The sequence below is a fragment of the Rhizobium sp. BK512 genome, assembly GCF_014194915.1.
Taxonomy (GTDB): domain Bacteria; phylum Pseudomonadota; class Alphaproteobacteria; order Rhizobiales; family Rhizobiaceae; genus Rhizobium.
Window position 1 is genome coordinate 460,109 of sequence record NZ_JACIAS010000001.1, and the last position, 18,893, is coordinate 479,001.

Genomic DNA, 18,893 nt, shown 5'->3' on the forward strand with positions numbered 1-18,893 from the left:
ACCAGAACCGTCATGGACGACCCGATCCCCACCATCACTTTCCCCGATGGCACCGAAGTTCCCGCGCTCGGCCAGGGAACCTGGGGCATGGGCGAGGATGCCGGCCACGGGAGGCAAGAAATCGCAAGCCTCAAGGCCGGCCTCGATCTCGGCATGACGATGATCGATACCGCCGAAATGTATGGTGACGGCGGCGCCGAAGAAATCGTCGGACAGGCGATCAAGGGCCGCCGTGAGGAGACCTTCATCGTCAGCAAGGTCTATCCCTGGAATGCCAGCCGCACCTGCACGATTACCGCCTGCGAAAATAGCCTCGACCGCCTCGGCACCGACCGCATCGACCTTTACCTGCTGCACTGGCGCGGCAACTATCCGCTCGCCGAGACCGTCGAGGCCTTCGAAACGCTGAAGGCTTCGGGCAAGATCCGCGCCTGGGGCGTCTCCAATTTCGATACCGACGACATGCAGGAGCTGCTGTCTGTTCCCGGAGGAAAGAACGTCGCCGCCAATCAGGTCCTCTACAATATCGCCCGTCGCGGTATCGAATACGATCTCCTGCCCTGGTGCCAGAGCCGCAATATCCCCATCATGGCCTATTCACCGATCGAACAGGGCCGCATCCTGCATCATCCGGACCTGATCCATATCGCCAAGGCCTATCAGGCCACCCCGGCGCAGCTGGCGCTTGCCTTCGTGCTCGAACGCGACGGCGTCTTCGTCATACCCAAGACCTCCAACATCGAGCGCGCCCGCGAAAACCGCGACTGCGTCTCGCTCGACATCACCGACGAGGACTGGGAAGCGCTCGATGCCGCCTTCCCGCCACCGGCAAGGAAAACGCCGCTGGAAATGCTCTGATCTCCAACGGCGCAATTGTTTTGCTATTGTGTTGCAGTTTCTACATGCCCTGGCTGTAGTTTCTACATGCCCGGGCTGTTCCTACATGCCCTGCGCGCCGCGGTTCATCGCGGCAATGCCGGTGCGGCAGACTTCGATGAGGCCGAGCGGCTTCATGATCGCGATGAACTGGTCGATCTTCGAAGACTTGCCGGTGATTTCCAGGATGAAATGATCGATCGTTGCATCCACCACCTTGGCGTGGAACGCATCGGCAAGGCGCAGCGTCTCGGCGCGGGTCTCACCGCTGCCGATCAACTTGAGAAGCGCCACTTCCCGTTCGATCGGCCGGTCCTGGCCGAGTTCACGGGCACGCACCGTCAGGTCCACCACACGATGAACAGGCACGATGCGCTCCAGCTGCGCCTTGATCTGCTCCAGCACCTGCGGCGTGCCGCGGGTCACGACGGTGATGCGCGACAGATGCGCTGCATGCTCCGTCTCGGAAACCGTGAGGCTTTCGATATTGTAACCGCGGCCGGAAAACAGGCCGATCACGCGGGCGAGAACGCCCGGCTCGTTATCGACGAGCACCGAGAGCGTATGGTTCTCGACGGCAGCCGTTTCCGGAGAGATGAAATAGGCAGAGCCGGTGGGTTGAAGGTGTGCGTTCATGATCCTGGGGTTCCTACCTATCTGTTTTTATACGAGCTGACGGCCCTTGGCGTCGATCGCATTGGCGACCGCCTCGTCCGTGGCTTCGTCCGGCAGCAGCATTTCATTATGGGCCTTGCCCGATGGAATCATCGGGAAGCAATTGGCGAGATTGGCGACGCGGCAATCGACGATGACCGGCTTCTTGACATCGATCATCTCCTGGATCGTCGCATCGAGATCGTCAGGCTTTTCGCAGCGCAGGCCAACCGCGCCATAGGCTTCGGCGAGCTTCACGAAGTCGGGCATCGCTTCCGTATAGGAGTTGGACAGGCGGTTGCCATGCAGGAGCTGCTGCCACTGGCGCACCATGCCCATGTACTGGTTGTTCATGATGAAGATCTTGATCGGCGCATTGTGCTGGATCGCCGCCGACATTTCCTGGATGCACATCTGGATCGAGGCATCGCCGGCAATGTCGATGACGAGGCTCTCCGGATGGGCGATCTGGACGCCGAGGGCTGCCGGCAGGCCGTATCCCATCGTGCCGAGGCCACCCGAGGTCATCCAGCGGTTCGGCTGCTCGAATCCGTAGAACTGGGCTGCCCACATCTGGTGCTGGCCGACTTCGGTCGTGATGTAGGTGTCGCGATCCTTGGTCAGTTCATAGAGACGCTCCAGCGCATATTGCGGCATGATCACGTCGTTGCTTTTCGTGTAGGCGAAGGAATTGCGCGCGCGCCAGCGGGCAATATCGGCCCACCACGCATCCAGGCGCCCCTTCTCCGGCTTCTTCGGCAGCGCCCGCCACAGGCGGATCATGTCTTCCAGGACACTGCCGACATCACCGCGGATGCCGAGGTCGACGCGTACGTTCTTGTTGATCGAGGACGGATCGATGTCGATATGGATCTTCTTGGAATTCGGCGAGAAGGCATTCAGGCGGCCGGTGATACGGTCGTCGAAGCGCGCGCCGATGCAGACCATGACGTCGCAATCATGCATCGCCATGTTGGCTTCGTAGGAGCCGTGCATGCCGAGCATCTTCAGCCAGTTCTTGCCCGACGCAGGATAGGCGCCGAGGCCCATCAGCGTCGAGGTGATCGGGAAATCCGTCAGCTCGACCAGTTCGCGCAGCATGCGGGATGCTTCCAGGCCGGAATTGACGACGCCGCCGCCGGTGTAGAGGATCGGCCTGCGGGCATTGGCCATCAGCTCGATTGCTGCGTGAATCTGGTTAATGTCGCCCTGAACCTTCGGCTGGTAGCTCTTCTGGATCGCGTGATCGGCCGGCGGCGTGTAGGTGCCGGTGGCGAACTGAACATCCTTCGGAATATCGACGACGACGGGACCGGGGCGGCCGGACTGCGCAATGCGGAAGGCTTCATGGATGACGGCGGCGAGCTCGTTGACATCCTTGACCAGCCAGTTGTGCTTGGTGCAGGGGCGCGTGATGCCGACGGTGTCGCATTCCTGGAAGGCGTCCGAACCGATGAGCGAGGTGGGAACCTGGCCTGAGAGGCAGACGAGCGGAACCGAATCCATCAAGGCGTCCTGCAGCGGTGTCACGGCATTCGTGGCACCCGGACCTGACGTGACCAGCATGACGCCGACTTTGCCGGTGGAGCGGGCATAACCTTCGGCCGCATGGCCGGCACCCTGCTCATGGCGCACGAGGATATGCTTGATCTCTTCCTGCTGGAAGATCTCGTCATAGATCGGAAGAACCGCACCGCCGGGATAGCCGAAGATGTGCTCGACACCATTATCCTTCAGCGCGCGGAGAACGATTTCCGCTCCCGTCATTCGATTGCTGTCCGCTTGATTGTCCGTGCTCGCCATGTATCTGTTCCGTTTGATGCTGAGGAGTTGAGGTTCGTGCCGGAAGCCCTGATTTCGGGCATAAAAAAAGGCCCCTGAGGAGCCTTCGTCTTGCGCATGGGTGGCTACCGCCGGATGGTTACACCATCCTGCCCATGCGCTTTCCCACCACGATAAGAACGTTCGAAATTGTCATGGGCGGAATTGATAGACAGAAAATTTCGCAGCGTCAACGCATTCCGCAATAAAAAATCCGCGGCCGGCCAACCGATCAACCCTCCCATAGCCCGTCCAATTCTGGGGCTGAAGGATTTATTAAAGGATCGGTCATATCCTGTCCTTTACTGCGGGGAGTAACCCTTTGCTGAACAACGACATGATGACGACAGGCAAGGCAGGCGAACAGGATCGCCGCGATAGCCTTACGCCGGGGAACCGTTTCCTCGGGCGTGTCGTTGCGTGCAGCGGTTCGCGCGCCACTATCGCCGCCGTGGCGGAAGCCGGTGGCACCGATCTCACCGAACTATGGTCCGTCGGTCGGCTGATTTCGATCAGCGTCGGCAGGAATCGTGTCGTCGCCCTCGTCTTCTCCATGAATACCGGCAACCAGGGCTGGGGCGAAGGCCAGGACAATGTCTTCCGCATCGAGACGGAACTGCTCGGCGAAGTCCGCGTCGACGAAGACGGCCGCGAGGAATTCTCGACCGGCATTTCGTGTTATCCCCATCTCGGCGCCATCGCCCATCGTATCCGCGCCGCGGACCTGATGCGCATCTATGATGCCGGCAAGGGCGCCACCGCCGTCATCGGCAACCTGACACAGGATGAAAGCATCGAAGCGGCGATCCATGTCCCCTCGATGCTGTCGAAGCACTTCGCCGTGGTCGGCTCGACCGGTGTCGGCAAATCGACTGCCGTCTCGCTGCTGCTGCACAAGGCGATCGAGGCCGACCCGAAGCTGCGCGTGCTGATCCTCGATCCGCACAACGAATTTGCCGCCGCCTTCCCGAAACACGCCGTTACCATCGATACCGATACACTCGACCTGCCCTTCTGGCTGATGCGGCTCGAGGAGTTCGCCGAAGTGGTCTTCCGCGGCCGCCCGCCGGTACCGGAAGAGCTCGACATGCTGCGCGATATCCTGCCGGAGGCCAAGCGCGCCTTCCGCGGCAGCGACAGTTCGCTTGTGCGCCGACAGACGGAAAAGAGCTCGATCACTGCCGATACGCCGGTGCCGTACCGCATCGCCGACCTGCTTGCTCTCATCGACGAGCGCATCGGCCGGCTGGAAGGCCGCACCGAAAAACCGTTCCTGCGCTCGCTGAAGATGCGCATCATCGCCGCGATCAACGATCCGCGTTACCACTTCATGTTCTCCAACAACACGATCAGCGACACGATCACGGAGACCATCGCCCAGATCTTCCGCATCCCGGGCGACAACAGGCCGATCTGCACCTTCCAGCTCGCCGGCATCCCCTCCGAAGTCGTCAATTCGGTCGCGTCCGTGCTCTGCCGCATGGCCTTCGAAATCGCGCTCTGGAGCGAAGGGGCCATTCATATGCTGGTCGTCTGCGAAGAGGCGCATCGCTATATACCCTCGGATCCGAACCTCGGCTTCGTTCCGACCCGTCAGGCGATTGCCCGCATTGCCAAGGAAGGCCGCAAATACGGCGTCTCGCTCGGCATCATCACCCAGCGCCCGGGAGAGCTCGACCAGACGATCCTGTCGCAGTGCTCGACACTCTTTGCCATGCGCCTTGCCAACGACCGCGATCAGGAAATCATCCGCTCGGCCATCCCCAATTCCTCGATCTCGACGACGAGTTTCATCTCCTCGATCGGCAATGGCGAGGCCATCGCCTTCGGTGAGGCGATCCGCGTGCCGATGCGCATGCGCTTCCTGCGCGTCGATGAAACCCTGCTGCCGAAGGCCCATAGCGCCACCAGCAAACATGCCGAGGAAGACCCGGACACCGTCGACCTGCGCCGCATCGTCACCCGCATGCGGGCGATCACATCAGGCCCCGATATTTCCACCTTCCAGCAGAGCTACAGCTCCGCGATGACGGATTACGAGCCGGACGAGGATTTCGAGGACGAGGACGCCGCCCAGCCCTACGCCGCTCCGTCGGCAACCGAGGCGCCGCTCGAGCCCTATCGGCCAGCACTCCTGCCACAGACCCGGGCCCCACTGCCCGAGCCTCCGCCGCTCTCGCCGCAAACCTCTATCGACGCGCGCCTGGAAGCGCTGCGCCGGGAAATGCGCCGCGACGAGCAGCCGAAGCCGGCCTTCGGCGAACAGACATCACAGCCACGCCGCGAGGGTGGCATGTCACTGCGCGAAAGCATCCTGAAGAAGCCGCTGAGCAGCCTCTACAATAAGGATTGAGTGCTGCACGGGCGCGCGAACGACTGGCTTTAGCCGCAGCCATCTCTGATAGTCGAACGAAACGCCGCCACAAATGCCTTGCCCCCGCCTGGGACAAGAGGGAGCAAGACGCACGCTCGTCGCGCCCCTAGACGGTCAACCGTTCCCAGCTTTCATCCATCTGGTTGCGGAACCATGTCATCTGCCGCTTGGCATATTGCCGCGTGGCGGCTGCCCCGCGCTCGATCACCTCGTTGCGACTCATCTCACCGCGCAGCATCGCCGCGATCTGCGACACACCGATCGCCTTCATGACAGGCATCTCGGCGGGAAGATCGAGCGCCAGCAGCGCCTTCACCTCTTCCTCTGCTCCCTGCTCCAGCATCTTCTCGAAACGGCCATTGATGCGCTGGTGCAGTACGGCGCGATCCGGCAGCACGACGATCTTGCGCGCCGTCTCGGGATCGACGATGACTGGCCCCGCCTGCCCCTGGAATTCGGCGATCGACTGGCCCGTCGCCTCGAAGACTTCAAGCGCCCGCACGATTCTCTGCCCGTCCTGCGGATTGAGGCTTCCGGCGACGGCGGGATCGGCCTTGGCAAGGTCCGCATAGAGAACTTCCGGCCCCTCCTGCAGCAGTCGGCCCCTCAGCCGCTGGCGGATCGCCTCGGGGATGACAGGCATCTCCGAGAGCCCGCCTGTCAGCGCCTTGAAATAGAGCCCCGTGCCGCCGACGAAGACCGGCAGCTTTCCCTCGGCGCGGATGCGCGGCAAGAGCGCCGTCACGTCCCGTAGCCAGGCGCCCGTCGAATAGGCCTGCCCCGCCGGCACATGACCGTAGAGATGGTGCGGCACGCCTTCCATATCTTCTTCCGAAGGCCGCGCCGTCAGCACCCGCAGCGTGTCATAGACCTGCATGCTGTCGGCGTTGATCACCACGCCGCCATGCTGTTTGGCCAGTTTCACAGCGAGCGCGGACTTGCCGCTGGCAGTCGGCCCGGTTATCAGGATCGCATTCAAAGTGCTCAGAAGGTTTTCCATCATGGCCCTCGTTGCCACGCTTGTTGCCAATCCGTCAAACCCCGTTCTTTCGCCCGCGATCGCCGAGCGCGCCGCCGACGCCGTCAAGTCATCGGGGCTCTACTGGCTGGCGGACGGTATTGCCTGCGATATCGTGCTCGCGGACGGCTCCGACGGCCAGGTGGCCGAAGCCAGCCTGCACGCCGTAATCGCCGGCAACCCGATCGATCTCGTCATCCAGGAGCAGGAAACCCGCCGCAAGAAGCTTTTGATCGCCGATATGGATTCCACCATGATCGGCCAGGAATGTATCGATGAACTCGCCGCCGAAGTAGGCCTCAAGGACAAGGTCGCGGCGATCACCGCCCGCGCCATGAACGGCGAGATCGCCTTCGAGCCGGCATTGCGCGAACGCGTCGCGCTCCTGAAGGGCCTGCCGATATCGGTCGTCGATGAAGTCATTGCCAAGCGCATCACGCTGACCCCGGGCGGCCTGGAACTGATCGCCACCATGAAATCGAAGGGCTATTACACCGCCCTCGTCTCCGGCGGCTTCACGGTCTTTACCAGCAGCATCGCCGCGACCCTCGGCTTCGACGAAAACCGCGCCAATATCCTGCTTGAGGAAGGCGGCGTCCTCTCCGGCTACGTCGCCGAACCCATTCTCGGCAAGCAGGCCAAGGTCGACGCCCTGAACGACATCGCCGCCCGCCTCGGCATCTCCCCTGAAGACGCCATTGCCGTCGGCGACGGCGCCAACGATCTCGGCATGCTGCATCTGGCCGGCTCCGGCGTCGCCTTGCACGCCAAACCGGCTGTCGCCGCTGAAGCAGGCATGCGGATCAACCACGGCGACCTGACGGCGCTGCTCTATATCCAAGGCTACCGCAAGACGGATTTCGTAACGGCTTGAGCGCAGCGAGCCACATCTGAAAACAGAAAAGGAGCGGCTAACCGCTCCTTTTTGATCTTCGGAACCGTATTCGAAGCCCTTACTCCATCGGCACGGCTACGAAGCGCAGATCGCCATTGGCAGCGGCGACCATCATCTGCGCATTGCGCCGGCCTTCCTGCTTCAGCGTCTGCACTTTCGTGGCAACCGCATCCGGCGACTTCATGAATTCCTGCGCCACTTCGACGATCACGTCGCCGGGCTTGAGACCCTTTTCGGCCGCAGCAGAACCCGGAGCGACCTCGGTCACGACGACACCGTCGACGCTTTCGGCGATGCCGAAGGCCTTGCGGGTTTCGGGGCTGAGCAGCGAGAGCGACAGGCCGAGCACATGCTTTGGCGTAACCTGGCCTGGTGTCGCCTGATCCTGCCCCTTTTGATTCTGGCCCTTTTGATCTGGGCCTTTCTGATCCTGTCCTTGATCCTGCTGGTGCGGGTCCTGGCCGTCCGGCGCGGTCTGCCCCTGATCGCCGCCCTGATCCGGTTCGTCCATATCGTTGTTTTCGCCGGGATCGGGATTGATGACGCCGTCATCGCCGGAATTGTCGCCGGCAGCAGCCGCCTGGTCGCTGTCTTCGAGACGGCCGAGCGTCACCTTCACGGTCTGCTCCTTGCCGTCGCGCAGCACGATGACATCGACCTCCTTGCCGACAGGGCTTTCGGCGACCACGCGCGGCAGGTCACGCATCTCGCTGACGACCTTGCCGTCGAATTTCAGGATCACATCACCGGCCTTGATCGAACCGTCGTCGACAGGTCCGCCCTTGATGACCCCGGCAACCAGAGCGCCCTTGGCGCTGTCGAGGCCGAGACTGTCGGCCACCTCGTCGGTGACGGGCTGGATGCGTACGCCGAGCCAGCCGCGGCGCGTCTCGCCATATTCACGAAGCTGATCGACGACGCCTGAAGCGAGTTCCGACGGCACCGAGAAGCCGATGCCGATCGAGCCGCCCGAGGGAGAAATGATCGCCGTATTGATGCCGATCACCTCACCCTTCATGTTGAAGAGCGGACCGCCCGAATTGCCCTTGTTGATCGCCGCATCCGTCTGGATGAAATTGTCATAGGGGCCGGCATTGATGTTGCGGCCGCGGCCCGAAATGATGCCGACCGTGACCGATCCGCCGAAGCCGAACGGGTTGCCGATCGCCATGACCCAGTCGCCGATGCGCATGACGCTGGAATCGCCGAACTTGACGGATTTCAGCGGCTGCTTCGGCTCGACCTTCAACACCGAAAGATCGGTCTTGGTATCCGTGCCGATCAGCTTGGCCTTGAGCTTGGAGCCGTTGGCGAAATTGACCTCGATGTCGTCGGCGCCTTCGATCACGTGGTTGTTGGTGACGATATAGCCGCTGGGATCGATGACGAAACCGGAACCAAGCGAGCTGACATTGTGGTTGGGACCGCGATTGCCCTGCTGCTTATTGAAGAAATCGTTGAAGAATTCCTGGAACGGCGAGCCATCCGGCGCGCGCGGAGCCGGCCCGGCCCCCTCGTCATCCTTCACGTTCTGCGAGGTCGAAATATTGACCACGGCATCGAGCAGTCCCTCGGCGAGATCGGCAACGGAAGCCGGCCCGTTGCCCGGCGCCGTCATCTGCACGGGCGGAGCCGCGGGTGCGACCGCAGCAGGAGAAACCGCTGGTGCTTGAGGCGCCGCAGGGGCCGGTGCTGCCTGTTCAGGTGTCGCTGGTGCGGGAGCGGTTTGCGCATGCGCAACACCGCTTGCGCCGACATTTGCCAGAAGGGCGGTGCCGGCCAGGAGCGCGAGCGTTCGTCTGAAGGGCGAGCGATTCGTGGGGGCCATCAAGCTTCCTCTGCTGGGGTAAAGGCGCACATACAGCATCAGCATACGGCGGAATGATGGAGGGCGAAATCACCTTTTCGCGAAATCCCCTTCCGAATGTGACCTACCCTCGCAAAAGCCAGACCCCTCCGACGCCAAGCGCCGCCGCTGCCAGGCCGAAGGCTCTCAATTGCCACTCTGGAATGCTGGGAAGAAGCTTCGCCATCCCGACAAGAAAACGAGGGGCCAGTGCATAGACCAGCCCCTCGATGATGAGGAAGAATGCAAGTCCCGTCAGGAAATCCTGCATTCTCTATGTCGTCAGTTCGCCGCCGGAGCAGGCGCAGGCTGCGCGGCCGGCGGCGGCACGAGGCCACCCGTCTGGCCGGGTACTGCAGGCTGATTGCCGTTCGAATTTTCGAAGTAGCGGAAGAACTCCGAACTCGGCGACAGAACCAGCGTCGTATCCTGCGAGGACATGGCCGTGGAATAGGCCGACATCGAGCGATAGAACTCGAAGAAGGCCGGATCCTTGCCGAAGGACTCTGCGAAGATGCGGTTACGATCCGCGTCACCCTGACCACGCAGGATTTCCGAGTCACGCTGGGCATCCGCGGTGATCTCGACGACCTGACGGTCGGCGACGGCCCGGCGGCGCTGGCCTTCTTCGTTACCCTCGGCGCGAATACGCTCGGCCTCGGCCAGACGCTCGGAGCGCATGGCGTTATAGGTATTCGGAGCCACTTCCGGCGACAGGTCGGTCCGGCGAATGCGGACATCGTCGATATGCAGGCCGAGATTTTCGGCGTCGGTGCGCAGATCGTCCCGGATTTCGAGCATCATCGCCACGCGCTCTTCCGAAAGCGCGGCATTGTAGTCGCGCAGACCGTAGACGCGGCGAAGCGAGGAATCGAGTTGCGCGCGCAGACGTGCCTCGGCAGCGTCACGATCACCCGACACCGTTTCGCGGAAACGGCGCACATCCGAGATGTTGTAGATCACGAAGGCATCGACATCGAAGGTCTGGCCGTCCTGAACCTGAACGCGGATATTGTCGAGGTCGAGCCTGAGTGCGCGCTTTTCGACATACTGTACCCGATCGGCATCCATGAAGCCGAAGGGCAGCTTGAAATAGAGGCCCGGTTCGCTCTTGACCGACTGGATCTGACCGAAGCGGACAACGATTGCCTGCTCACGCGCATTGACCACGAAGATCGACGAATAAAGAATGGCGAGAATGATCGCGAGCCCGATGAGGATTACGGGAAGTCTGTTGGATAGCATGGTTCAACCTCCCTGCCGTGCCGGTGCCGCCGGTCGATTGATCTCGTTGAGCGGCAGGTAGGGCACGACGCCCTGCTTGTCGTCGATCACGACCTTCTTGGAGTTCTTCAAGACCTGTTCCATCGTTTCCAGGAACAGGCGCTTGCGCGTCACGTCGGGAGCTTTCGAATATTCGTCATTGATGGCGGTAAAGCGCTGGGCCTCACCTTCGGCTTCCTTGACGACGCGATCCTTGTAGGCGGCTGCGTCTTCGCGGATACGGGCGGCATCGCCTCGCGCCTGGCCGAGCTTCTGGTTCGTATAGCGGTTGGCGTCCTCGATCGTGCTGTCGCGGTCGCGGCCGGCACGCTGCACTTCTTCGAAGGCATCGGCGACTTCACGCGGCGGCGCCACGTTCTGGATCGTCACACCGGTCACGGTGATGCCCGCGCCGTAGCGGTTCATCGTATCCTGAACGATGTTGAGGACCTGTGTCTCGATCGGCTGACGATTGCTGCGGAACGCATCCTGTGCCGGACGGCGGCCGACGATCTCGCGCATGGCGCTGTCGGAAACCTGCTGCAGCGTCTCGGCTGGATTCTCGACGCCGAAGAGGTAGGCCTTCGGATCGCTGATCGTGTAGAAGACGGCAAACTGTACGTTGATGACGCTCCTGTCACCCGACAGCATCAGCCCGCTCGAAGAGCCGGCCGTGGTGGCGCCGATATTCTGCTGCTGCACCGTCACCTTGACCATATCGACGGTTTCGAACGGCCAGAAGTGGAAATGCAGGCCCGGCATGGAAATTTCTTCCTTGGGCTTGCCGAAACGCAGCTCCACGCCGCGCTCGTCCGGCTGGACGACGTAAATGCATTGGAAAAGCCAGAAGATCGCAATGACCGCGACGATGATCGCAACGACACCGCCGTTGAAACCACCGGGAACGATGCCCCGCAACTGATCCTGTCCGCGACGGATGATATCTTCCAGATCGGGCGGACCGCCCTTGCCGCCGCCACCGCCGCGTGGACGGTTCGGCCCCTGCCCCCATGGTCCCTGATTGTTATTTCCGCCGCCGCCGCCCCAAGGGCCGCCGCCGCCATTCTGATTGCTCCAGGGCATCAAAACCTCGTTGTTCGTTACGTCATACATCCGACCGCCGTGGGGGCTACCGGCGGATGCGATGGGACCGTTATAGGTATCACCGCATCTGCTTTCAACGCGGCGTCAGAAACTTGGTCAATTTAATTGGAAAATAGTTCCTTTTCAGGCATCTCGACGTTCATAAACGACGAAACGCGTGGGATAGGTATCCCTCTCCCCTGCCGGAACATCAAGACTTTCGGTCGCCACCCAGGCGGCCGCATCGATGGCCGGAAAAACAGTATCGCCATCCACATCGGCCTCGACATGCGTGATGCACATGCGATCGACGAAAGCGATGGCCTGCGCGTAGATCTGCCCGCCGCCAAGGATGGAGATTTCGTTTTCGCCCTGCTTGCGGGCGAGCGCCTCGGCCATTGTGATCGCTTCGTCGAGCGAGCGGGCCATATGAACATCGGGATGGTCGATATCGGCATCCCGCGAGATCACCACGTGCTGGCGTCCCGGCAGCGGCTTTCCGCCGAAACTCTCGAAGGTCTTGCGGCCGACGACGACGGGCTTGCCCACCGTCATCGCCTTGAAGCGCTTGAGGTCTGTCGAAAGCCGCCAGGGCATGTCACCGTCGCGGCCGATGATGCCGTTGCGCGCAACGGCGACGAAGATGGTCTTGCGGATATCGGACATCGGCCTTCCCGGCTTGGAGCACGCCACGCAAACCTATGAAGCGGTCTGCGGTAACGACATGCGAAACAGAAACCTGAAGCAGGCGATCTGAAAGATCGCGACACGCTTTAGACGGCGATCGGCGCCTTGATACTGGCATCGGCCTCATAGCCGACGAGCTCGAAATCCTCGTAGACGAAGCCGAATATATCCTTGACGTCGCGCTTGATCACCATGCGCGGCAGCGCATGCGGCTGGCGCGTCAGCTGCAGTTTCGCCTGCTCGAAATGGTTGTGGTAGAGATGCGCATCGCCGAGCGTATGGACGAATTCGCCATACTTCAGCCCTGTCACCTGCGCCACCATCATCGTCAGCAGCGCATAGGAAGCGATGTTGAAGGGGACACCAAGGAAGATATCGGCCGAGCGTTGGTAGAGCTGGCAGGAAAGCTTGCCGTCGGCCACATAGAACTGGAACAGGCAGTGACAGGGCGGCAGCGCCATCTCGTCCACTTCGGCCGGGTTCCAGGCCGAGACGATGTGACGGCGCGAGTTCGGATTCTTCACGAGGCCTTTGACGAGATTGTCGATCTGGTCGATATGGCCGCCATCCGGTGCCGGCCAGGAGCGCCACTGGGCACCGTAGACCGGTCCGAGATCACCGTTCTCGTCGGCCCATTCGTCCCAGATGCTGACGCCGTTTTCATGCAGGTAGCGGATATTGGTCTCGCCCTTGAGGAACCACAGGAGCTCGTGGATGATCGAGCGCAGGTGCAGCTTCTTCGTCGTCAGCACCGGAAAGCCGGCATCGAGATCGAAGCGCATCTGGTGACCGAAGACCGAGCGCGTGCCGGTACCCGTACGGTCGCCGCGGTCGGTGCCGTTTTCCATCACATGGCTCAAGAGGTCGAGATATTGCTTCATGGTCGCCACCGATTCCTTTTGCGCCTAATTTAAGGGGAAAACGGCCGCAAACCAATGCGCGTTACTGATTATCCAAGCAAAATCGCTGGAGAGCACGAAGCTTTTGTGACGTATCCCCTTTCCTTGCGATCACAAAAACACTATATCACCCGTGCCGGCTTTCGGGCCGGCTATGGCGATAAACGGGCGATGGAATAAGCCTATTGGACCCGGGGGCGGTACCCGGCGCCTCCACCAAAAACAGACGGCTTCCCTGATGGGAAAAGGACTGCTTTTGATGGGGGCGAAATAGGATCGACAAGGGTGTAAAGATCGACTTTTTGCTCGGCATGATACCGCCGTTATCGGGTCACAAGTGTAGTTGCAAACGACAACAACGCTAAGGAATACGCTCTCGCTGCCTAATGGCGGTGTGAGAATTCCGAACTAAGCCCTTACGGTTAGCCCCGTAAGGCGGGGTCCGAAGGCACCTGGCAACAGAAGCCTTCACCTTCTCCCCTTTTTCGACGAAATCATGTATGCTGATGGGTGCATGAATCGGCTTGCGCCTTTCCCAAAGCGGCCGGACGTGCCATAGAAGTTCGTGAAAAGACTTCCAAACCGACGAAAGACAGGAAAAGCATGGGGCAGGATCATATCCGCTACGACATTCTGGCACAGGACGCGTTGCGCGGTGTCATCCGCAAGGTCTTGACCGAAGTCGCAACGACGGGCCGTCTGCCCGGCGACCATCACTTCTTCATTACGTTTCTGACCGGTGCTCCCGGCGTGCGCATCTCGCAGCACCTGAAGTCCAAATATCCCGAGCAGATGACCATCGTCATCCAGCACCAGTTCTGGGAACTGAAAATTACGGAATCCCACTTCGAGATTGGCCTGTCCTTCTCGGACGTGCCGGAAAAGCTCGTCATTCCCTTCAATGCCATCAGAGGCTTCTACGACCCCTCGGTCAATTTCGAGCTGGAGTTCGATGTGCCGCTGAGCGATGGCGAGGAACTGCCGGCAGCCGAGATCACCGCCTATCCTGTCGATGCAGCCAAATCCGAGGATGCGGCGGCAAAACCTGCCGTGGAAGGCGAGGAAAAGAAACCGGGCTCGGTCGTTTCACTCGATTCTTTCCGCAAGAAACAGTAATGCCAAGGGAGGCGAAAGCCTCCCTTTTTCTTTCATGACGGAGGCAACCGCATGAGCGCCGAAATCGTCAACCTGCGCCAGTTCCGCAAGCAGCAGGCTCGCTCCGAAAAGGAGAAGCAGGCAGAGCAGAACCGTATCTCGCACGGCCGTACCAAAGCTGAAAAGCAATTGACCCGTGCCCTCAACGAGAAAGCCGAAAAGGTGCTCGATCAGGGCCGGATCGAAGACGACAAGACCTGATCGCCGACGCCTGAAAGGCTTGGGCGATCAAGCAGATGCGATTCCTTACTGAATCACTTTCTCAATCAAGACGAAGCAGGGCCGATGATCCGCAAACATTCGGCGACGTTGCACGGGCACCGCACCAGTTTTTCGCTGGAAGATGAGTTCTGGACCGAGTTGAAGGCGATTGCCGCGAGCCGCTCCATGCCGCTCGCGGCACTGATATCAGAGATCGACGATAACCGCATGCCCGACAGCAACCTCTCCTCGGCATTGCGGCTGCACGTCTTGTGCTGGCTGAAAAATGCCGCGGCGAACGCCTGATTGGGCGTGTTTGACCGCCGCCCTTTTTACTGCGCCTGAACGCCTGGCAGCTGATCGAAATTGAGCTGGCCGGGCGGCGACGGTCGTTCGGTCCGGCGGGCAGCCTCGGCCTCCGACGCAGCCCTCGCCTCCGCCTCCGCCTTGGCACGCGCCGCTGCTTCAGCCGCTGCCTTCGCCTCGGCTTCGGCCTTGCGCTGAGCCGCATCCTGCGCCAGAGCCCGCAGCCGCTGTTCTTCTGCCTGCCGCTGCCGCTCGATCTCGGCAGCTGCAACCCGCTGGGCGTCATTGAAGCGATAGAGCGCCACCTCGCGCCGCAGCCGCTGCTTCTCCAGCACGTTGGCCTGCAGGCGTTCGACGCGCCGCCGCTCGCGCTCGAAGGCACGCAGCGAAAGATAGCTGGTAATGTCGGTCACATCCATCGTCTTGCCGGGCGAAGCCAGCAGGCCGGAGAAGTTCAGGCGGATACCCGGCTCCGCGCCTGAAAGCGCCTCGGCGCCAGGGTTGAAACCGATGCCGAGCGTTGCGCTGATACGCTGCTGCGGCAGCTCGATCTGCGCATCGGCGCTCAGATGCGCCAGATCGTTGGAGACACTGACGTTCTGGATACGCAGCGTACCGTCGGTCACGTTGAAGGGAATACCGAGTGGCGGCAGTTTTGCCTCGCCGTTGTTCAGCAGCGTCTCGACGATCGGATGCACCTTGCCCGCATTGATCTGGTCCTGCATCGGATCGGTCGCGGCCAGAAGCGGCGCCAGGATCGCAAGGTTCAGCCCGCGAACGCTCGTTTCGCCAAGCCGGATTTCACCCGAGCCGTTCAGCGAACTCGCAATCTCCGAAACCGTCTTGCCCGAGGCTTCGAGCGCCAGCGACATGCCGAATTTTCCGTTGGCGACAGGTGCGCCGTCGCGCAGCCAGATGACGCCGCCGAGATCGGAATCGGCAAGTGCCAGTCGCGACTGCAGGAAGCCCGTGCCATTGGCATTGGTGAAAAGCAGGTTGCCGGAGAGTGTGCCGCCGTCCCAGTTGCCCGCAATGTCGTTGAGCTGCAGCTCATCACCCTTGTAGGCAACATTCGAGCTGAAATCGTTCACCGCCGTGTTGAAAACACTCGGCCAAAACTGCTTGGCTGTGAGCTTCAGATTGACGTCGAGATCGCGGAAGAGCGGCATGCCAAGGGCTGCCGTCGTCAGCTGGCCATTGGCGGGATCATCGATCTGCCCGAACACGGCCTCCCCGAGCCAGCCGAGATCGGCCGTGGAAAGCGCAAGCGCGCCGCTCGCCGTAGTCTTTGCCGCCTTGCGATCGAAGGTCAGCGCACCGGCAAATTCGTTGTCGGCCGCGTGCCCGTTGAGATCGGCCAGCACCACCTTGTCGGCATCGATGGTCGCATTGGTCTGCAGCTTGAAAGGCAGCCCGGTGCCGAGCTCGGGCAGCGCAATGCCGTTCATGACCAGATACGGGTCGAGATCGGCACTTTCGAGCGACACGGCGACCTTGCCGTTCATGAAAGTATCGGGCCGCACGTCGACCTTGCCGTTTGCCGTAAACGAGGTCCGGTCGGTCGCAAAGGTCAGCGCGGCGTCGGCGGGATCATTGTCGGTCGCCGTCACCTTCAGCGTCATGCGGCCATTGGCGCCGGCATCGACCGGCAGCGGATCGAGGCCCGCCTGCCCGAACAGGATCGACGGCACGGCATTGTCGAGCGTTGCCTCCAGCGTCGTCGTGCCGTTGCCGGTCAGCGCCAGCAGGTCGGACATGCGGTAGTCGAGATTGACGCGGCTGCCGTTCGAAACGCCCGCGAGCGTCACCGCCAGCGCATCGCCATCGTCGCCGCCGAGCGTAAGCGCGCCGCGCAGCGCCGTATTGCCATACCATCCCGCATTGCGCACCAGCCGGTCCATGACCGGATGATGCGGCAGATGCTCGCGCAGCATGGCGAAGAAGGCGCCGGGATCGGCAGCCTTGAAGGTGATCTCGCCGGTGCCCTTATAGTCGAGCAGCGATCCCTCCGCCTTGCCCGTCGCCGTCAGTTCGGCGCCCGCAAGGTTCTTGATCGACAGCCGGTCGACCGAAAGCGCCCCGTCCGCGAGCGTGAAAGTCGTTTCGACATTGTCCGCCTGCACGCCGAAGGCGGTGAACTTATCGGCCTTGAGTTGCGCGGCGATCCTGTGATCGAGCACGTTGTCACCGGCATCCTGGCCGGTAAAGAGGCCGGTCAGCGCCCTCAACGCATCGAGATCGAGTGAATCACCGTTAAGCGCAACGGAAAGCGACGGTGTCTGGCCGTTGGTCGCCTGCCGCTCCAGGCGCCCCTTCAGCGTCGCGGCACCGATCGCGATCTCCAGATTCTCGAAACGCTGCAGATCGTGCGTCAGGCTGACATTGGCGGAGAAACCCGCCTGCCTTAGTTGGCGGATCGCGGGATCGACCGAACCTGCCAGCCAGGAAGCAAGCCCGGTCGGCTGGTTGGAGGCAACCACCATCTGACCGTTGAAGGACGGTTCGCCCGTAAGCGTCAGCTTGCCCTTGCCTTCCACCTGCGTGCGGCCGGGCAGCGTGCCGACAGCACTGTCGATCATCCAGCCGTTGCCGGCAGGCTCCAGTTCAAGAGCCACGTCGCGGATCGTCGTATCGCCCGCAACGATCGCCGGCAGGCGCACGGTCGCCTTGCCCGGCACCTGCGGGATCGGTACCTGGCCGACAATTTCAAGCAGCGAATTCAATCGCTGACGTGCCGAAACCGCCGGGTCGCGGTTGGTCTTGCCGGCGGCACCCTGATTGCCGATACGGTTGACGTCGATCTGCTGGCCATCGGCGGTCAGCAGGAATTCCGGCGCCTTTCCGGTATCGAGCGTCGCCTCGCCGGTGATCACATAGGGGTCACTGGTGGAGCCGACCTCCATGCGGTATTCGGGAATGCGGATGCGGTCGTTGGTAAGCTCGAAACGACCCTTGAGGCGCGGCGGCGCCTCCCCTTTTTCAGTCTTGCCCTCGCTGCTCTCGATCGCGGCCGAGAGCGTGCCCTGGTAATTCGGCCGGCTGTCGACGAGCTTGAGTTCACCGTCGAGATCGATGCTGACGGGATGTTTGTCGGGCGCAAGTCGGGTGCGCACGCGCAGCACGCCGTTTTCGTCCGGCTGGTTGCTGGCAATCGAGAAGCTGCCATGCTCGCCGTCAAGCGCGCCGTCGCCCTCGATGCGCCATGGACCGGCGAGCGACTTTGCCGACATCTCGGCATTCAGCCCCGTTACGTGGCGCGAACGACCGGATTGATCATCGATGAACTCGATCTCGCCGCCGCTGACATGCACATTTTCCAGAACCACCGTCTTGGCTGGAATTTCCGGCTGGCTGCCGCGCATCCAGTCCAGCGAACCGTCTTTCAGGAGCCGCAGCTGCACCTTGGGATTGACCACGCGCATGTCGAAGATCAGCGCTTCGCCCGAAAGGAAGGGCGCAAGCTCGGCATCCATGGAGAACTGCTCGACCTGCACGACCGGCGTGCCGTCTTCCTCCTGGCCGACGCGCACGTCATGCAGCGTCACAGAGGGAAACGGCAGCAGCCGGGCATCGACCGTGCCATGCACAGTCACCTTCTTGCCGATGATGCGGCTTGCCTGATCCTCGAAATTCTTCCGGAAATCCGTCCAGTCGATGAATAGCGGTGCCAGCAGCGCCACGAAGAGCACTACGACGATCACTCCTCCTAGAAAGACGAGGAACCGGCCTATCAAGTCAGGGATTCTCCATTCGGGATTCTGTTGCCGACACTAGCGCTATTCATGCCGGGGGCAAGGGCCAAGATCATGAGATTG

The 18,893-nt window shown here is 61.6% G+C and carries 16 protein-coding genes and 1 other RNA gene; 7 read left to right on the forward strand and 10 right to left on the reverse strand.

What is annotated here, in order from left to right; translation table 11 throughout:
* Positions 1–12 precede the first annotated feature (12 nt).
* Positions 13–858 carry an aldo/keto reductase gene (locus tag FHX06_RS02400; RefSeq protein ID WP_183877960.1) on the forward strand — a complete coding sequence of 282 codons (846 nt, stop codon included), beginning with the start codon at positions 13–15 and terminating at the stop codon, positions 856–858.
* 81 nt (positions 859–939) lie between these two features.
* Here FHX06_RS02400 and ilvN read toward each other — a convergent pair whose 3' ends face one another.
* Both ilvN and FHX06_RS02410 read right to left on the reverse strand, forming a co-directional pair.
* The gene (ilvN, locus tag FHX06_RS02405; RefSeq protein ID WP_018115658.1) at positions 940–1,512 is read right to left on the reverse strand and encodes an acetolactate synthase small subunit; all 573 of its coding nucleotides are present in this window, start codon (positions 1,510–1,512) and stop codon (positions 940–942) included.
* 27 nt (positions 1,513–1,539) lie between these two features.
* Complete coding sequence (locus FHX06_RS02410) at positions 1,540–3,333, reverse strand: acetolactate synthase 3 large subunit (protein ID WP_183877962.1); 1,794 nt, start codon at positions 3,331–3,333, stop codon at positions 1,540–1,542.
* A gap of 340 nt (positions 3,334–3,673) precedes the next feature.
* Here FHX06_RS02410 and FHX06_RS02415 point away from each other — a divergent pair, with 340 nt between their 5' ends.
* Complete coding sequence (locus tag FHX06_RS02415; protein ID WP_018115660.1) at positions 3,674–5,704, forward strand: ATP-binding protein; 2,031 nt, start codon at positions 3,674–3,676, stop codon at positions 5,702–5,704.
* Between the two features lie 127 nt (positions 5,705–5,831).
* Here FHX06_RS02415 and miaA read toward each other — a convergent pair whose 3' ends face one another.
* On the reverse strand, positions 5,832–6,728 hold the full coding sequence (gene miaA / locus FHX06_RS02420; protein ID WP_183877964.1) for a tRNA (adenosine(37)-N6)-dimethylallyltransferase MiaA: 897 nt from the start codon (positions 6,726–6,728) through the stop codon (positions 5,832–5,834).
* On the opposite strand from miaA, the gene serB reads away from it, so the two are divergent.
* Positions 6,727–7,617 carry a phosphoserine phosphatase SerB gene (serB, locus tag FHX06_RS02425; RefSeq protein WP_183877966.1) on the forward strand — a complete coding sequence of 297 codons (891 nt, stop codon included), beginning with the start codon at positions 6,727–6,729 and terminating at the stop codon, positions 7,615–7,617. The two genes, miaA and serB, sit on opposite strands and share 2 nt — an antisense overlap.
* Before the next feature lie 79 nt (positions 7,618–7,696).
* On the opposite strand, the gene FHX06_RS02430 is transcribed toward serB, so the two are convergent.
* The 6 genes from FHX06_RS02430 to FHX06_RS02455 all read right to left on the reverse strand — a co-directional run bounded on the left by FHX06_RS02430 (position 7,697) and on the right by FHX06_RS02455 (position 13,398).
* On the reverse strand, positions 7,697–9,466 hold the full coding sequence (locus FHX06_RS02430; protein WP_112969289.1) for a Do family serine endopeptidase: 1,770 nt from the start codon (positions 9,464–9,466) through the stop codon (positions 7,697–7,699).
* Positions 9,467–9,569: 103 nt separating this feature from the next.
* The gene (locus FHX06_RS02435; RefSeq protein WP_183877968.1) at positions 9,570–9,755 is read right to left on the reverse strand and encodes a DUF2065 family protein; all 186 of its coding nucleotides are present in this window, start codon (positions 9,753–9,755) and stop codon (positions 9,570–9,572) included.
* A gap of 11 nt (positions 9,756–9,766) precedes the next feature.
* Positions 9,767–10,729 (reverse strand): protease modulator HflC, encoded by a 963-nt coding sequence (hflC, locus tag FHX06_RS02440; RefSeq protein WP_018115665.1) that lies wholly within the window; start codon positions 10,727–10,729, stop codon positions 9,767–9,769.
* A gap of 3 nt (positions 10,730–10,732) precedes the next feature.
* Positions 10,733–11,830 carry an FtsH protease activity modulator HflK gene (gene hflK / locus FHX06_RS02445; RefSeq protein WP_183877970.1) on the reverse strand — a complete coding sequence of 366 codons (1,098 nt, stop codon included), beginning with the start codon at positions 11,828–11,830 and terminating at the stop codon, positions 10,733–10,735.
* Between the two features lie 144 nt (positions 11,831–11,974).
* Entirely contained in the window at positions 11,975–12,496 is a 522-nt protein-coding gene (locus FHX06_RS02450) for a dihydrofolate reductase (RefSeq protein ID WP_018115667.1), read from the reverse strand.
* A gap of 107 nt (positions 12,497–12,603) precedes the next feature.
* Positions 12,604–13,398 carry a thymidylate synthase gene (locus FHX06_RS02455; RefSeq protein WP_112541303.1) on the reverse strand — a complete coding sequence of 265 codons (795 nt, stop codon included), beginning with the start codon at positions 13,396–13,398 and terminating at the stop codon, positions 12,604–12,606.
* 114 nt (positions 13,399–13,512) lie between these two features.
* Between FHX06_RS02455 and ssrA the strand changes: the two genes are divergently transcribed.
* The 4 genes from ssrA to FHX06_RS02475 all read left to right on the forward strand — a co-directional run bounded on the left by ssrA (position 13,513) and on the right by FHX06_RS02475 (position 15,078).
* Positions 13,513–13,889: a transfer-messenger RNA gene (ssrA, locus tag FHX06_RS02460) on the forward strand.
* Positions 13,890–14,019: 130 nt separating this feature from the next.
* Entirely contained in the window at positions 14,020–14,532 is a 513-nt protein-coding gene (locus tag FHX06_RS02465; RefSeq protein WP_018115669.1) for an SspB family protein, read from the forward strand.
* Positions 14,533–14,583: 51 nt separating this feature from the next.
* Positions 14,584–14,772 (forward strand): DUF4169 family protein, encoded by a 189-nt coding sequence (locus FHX06_RS02470; RefSeq protein ID WP_018115670.1) that lies wholly within the window; start codon positions 14,584–14,586, stop codon positions 14,770–14,772.
* Positions 14,773–14,856: 84 nt separating this feature from the next.
* Positions 14,857–15,078, forward strand: a complete 222-nt coding sequence (locus tag FHX06_RS02475; RefSeq protein WP_018115671.1) for a ribbon-helix-helix domain-containing protein — start codon at positions 14,857–14,859, stop codon at positions 15,076–15,078.
* A gap of 26 nt (positions 15,079–15,104) precedes the next feature.
* Here the strand turns inward: FHX06_RS02475 and FHX06_RS02480 are convergent, their stop codons facing one another.
* Entirely contained in the window at positions 15,105–18,812 is a 3,708-nt protein-coding gene (locus FHX06_RS02480; protein ID WP_183877972.1) for an AsmA family protein, read from the reverse strand.
* Between the last annotated feature and the right edge of the window lie 81 nt (positions 18,813–18,893).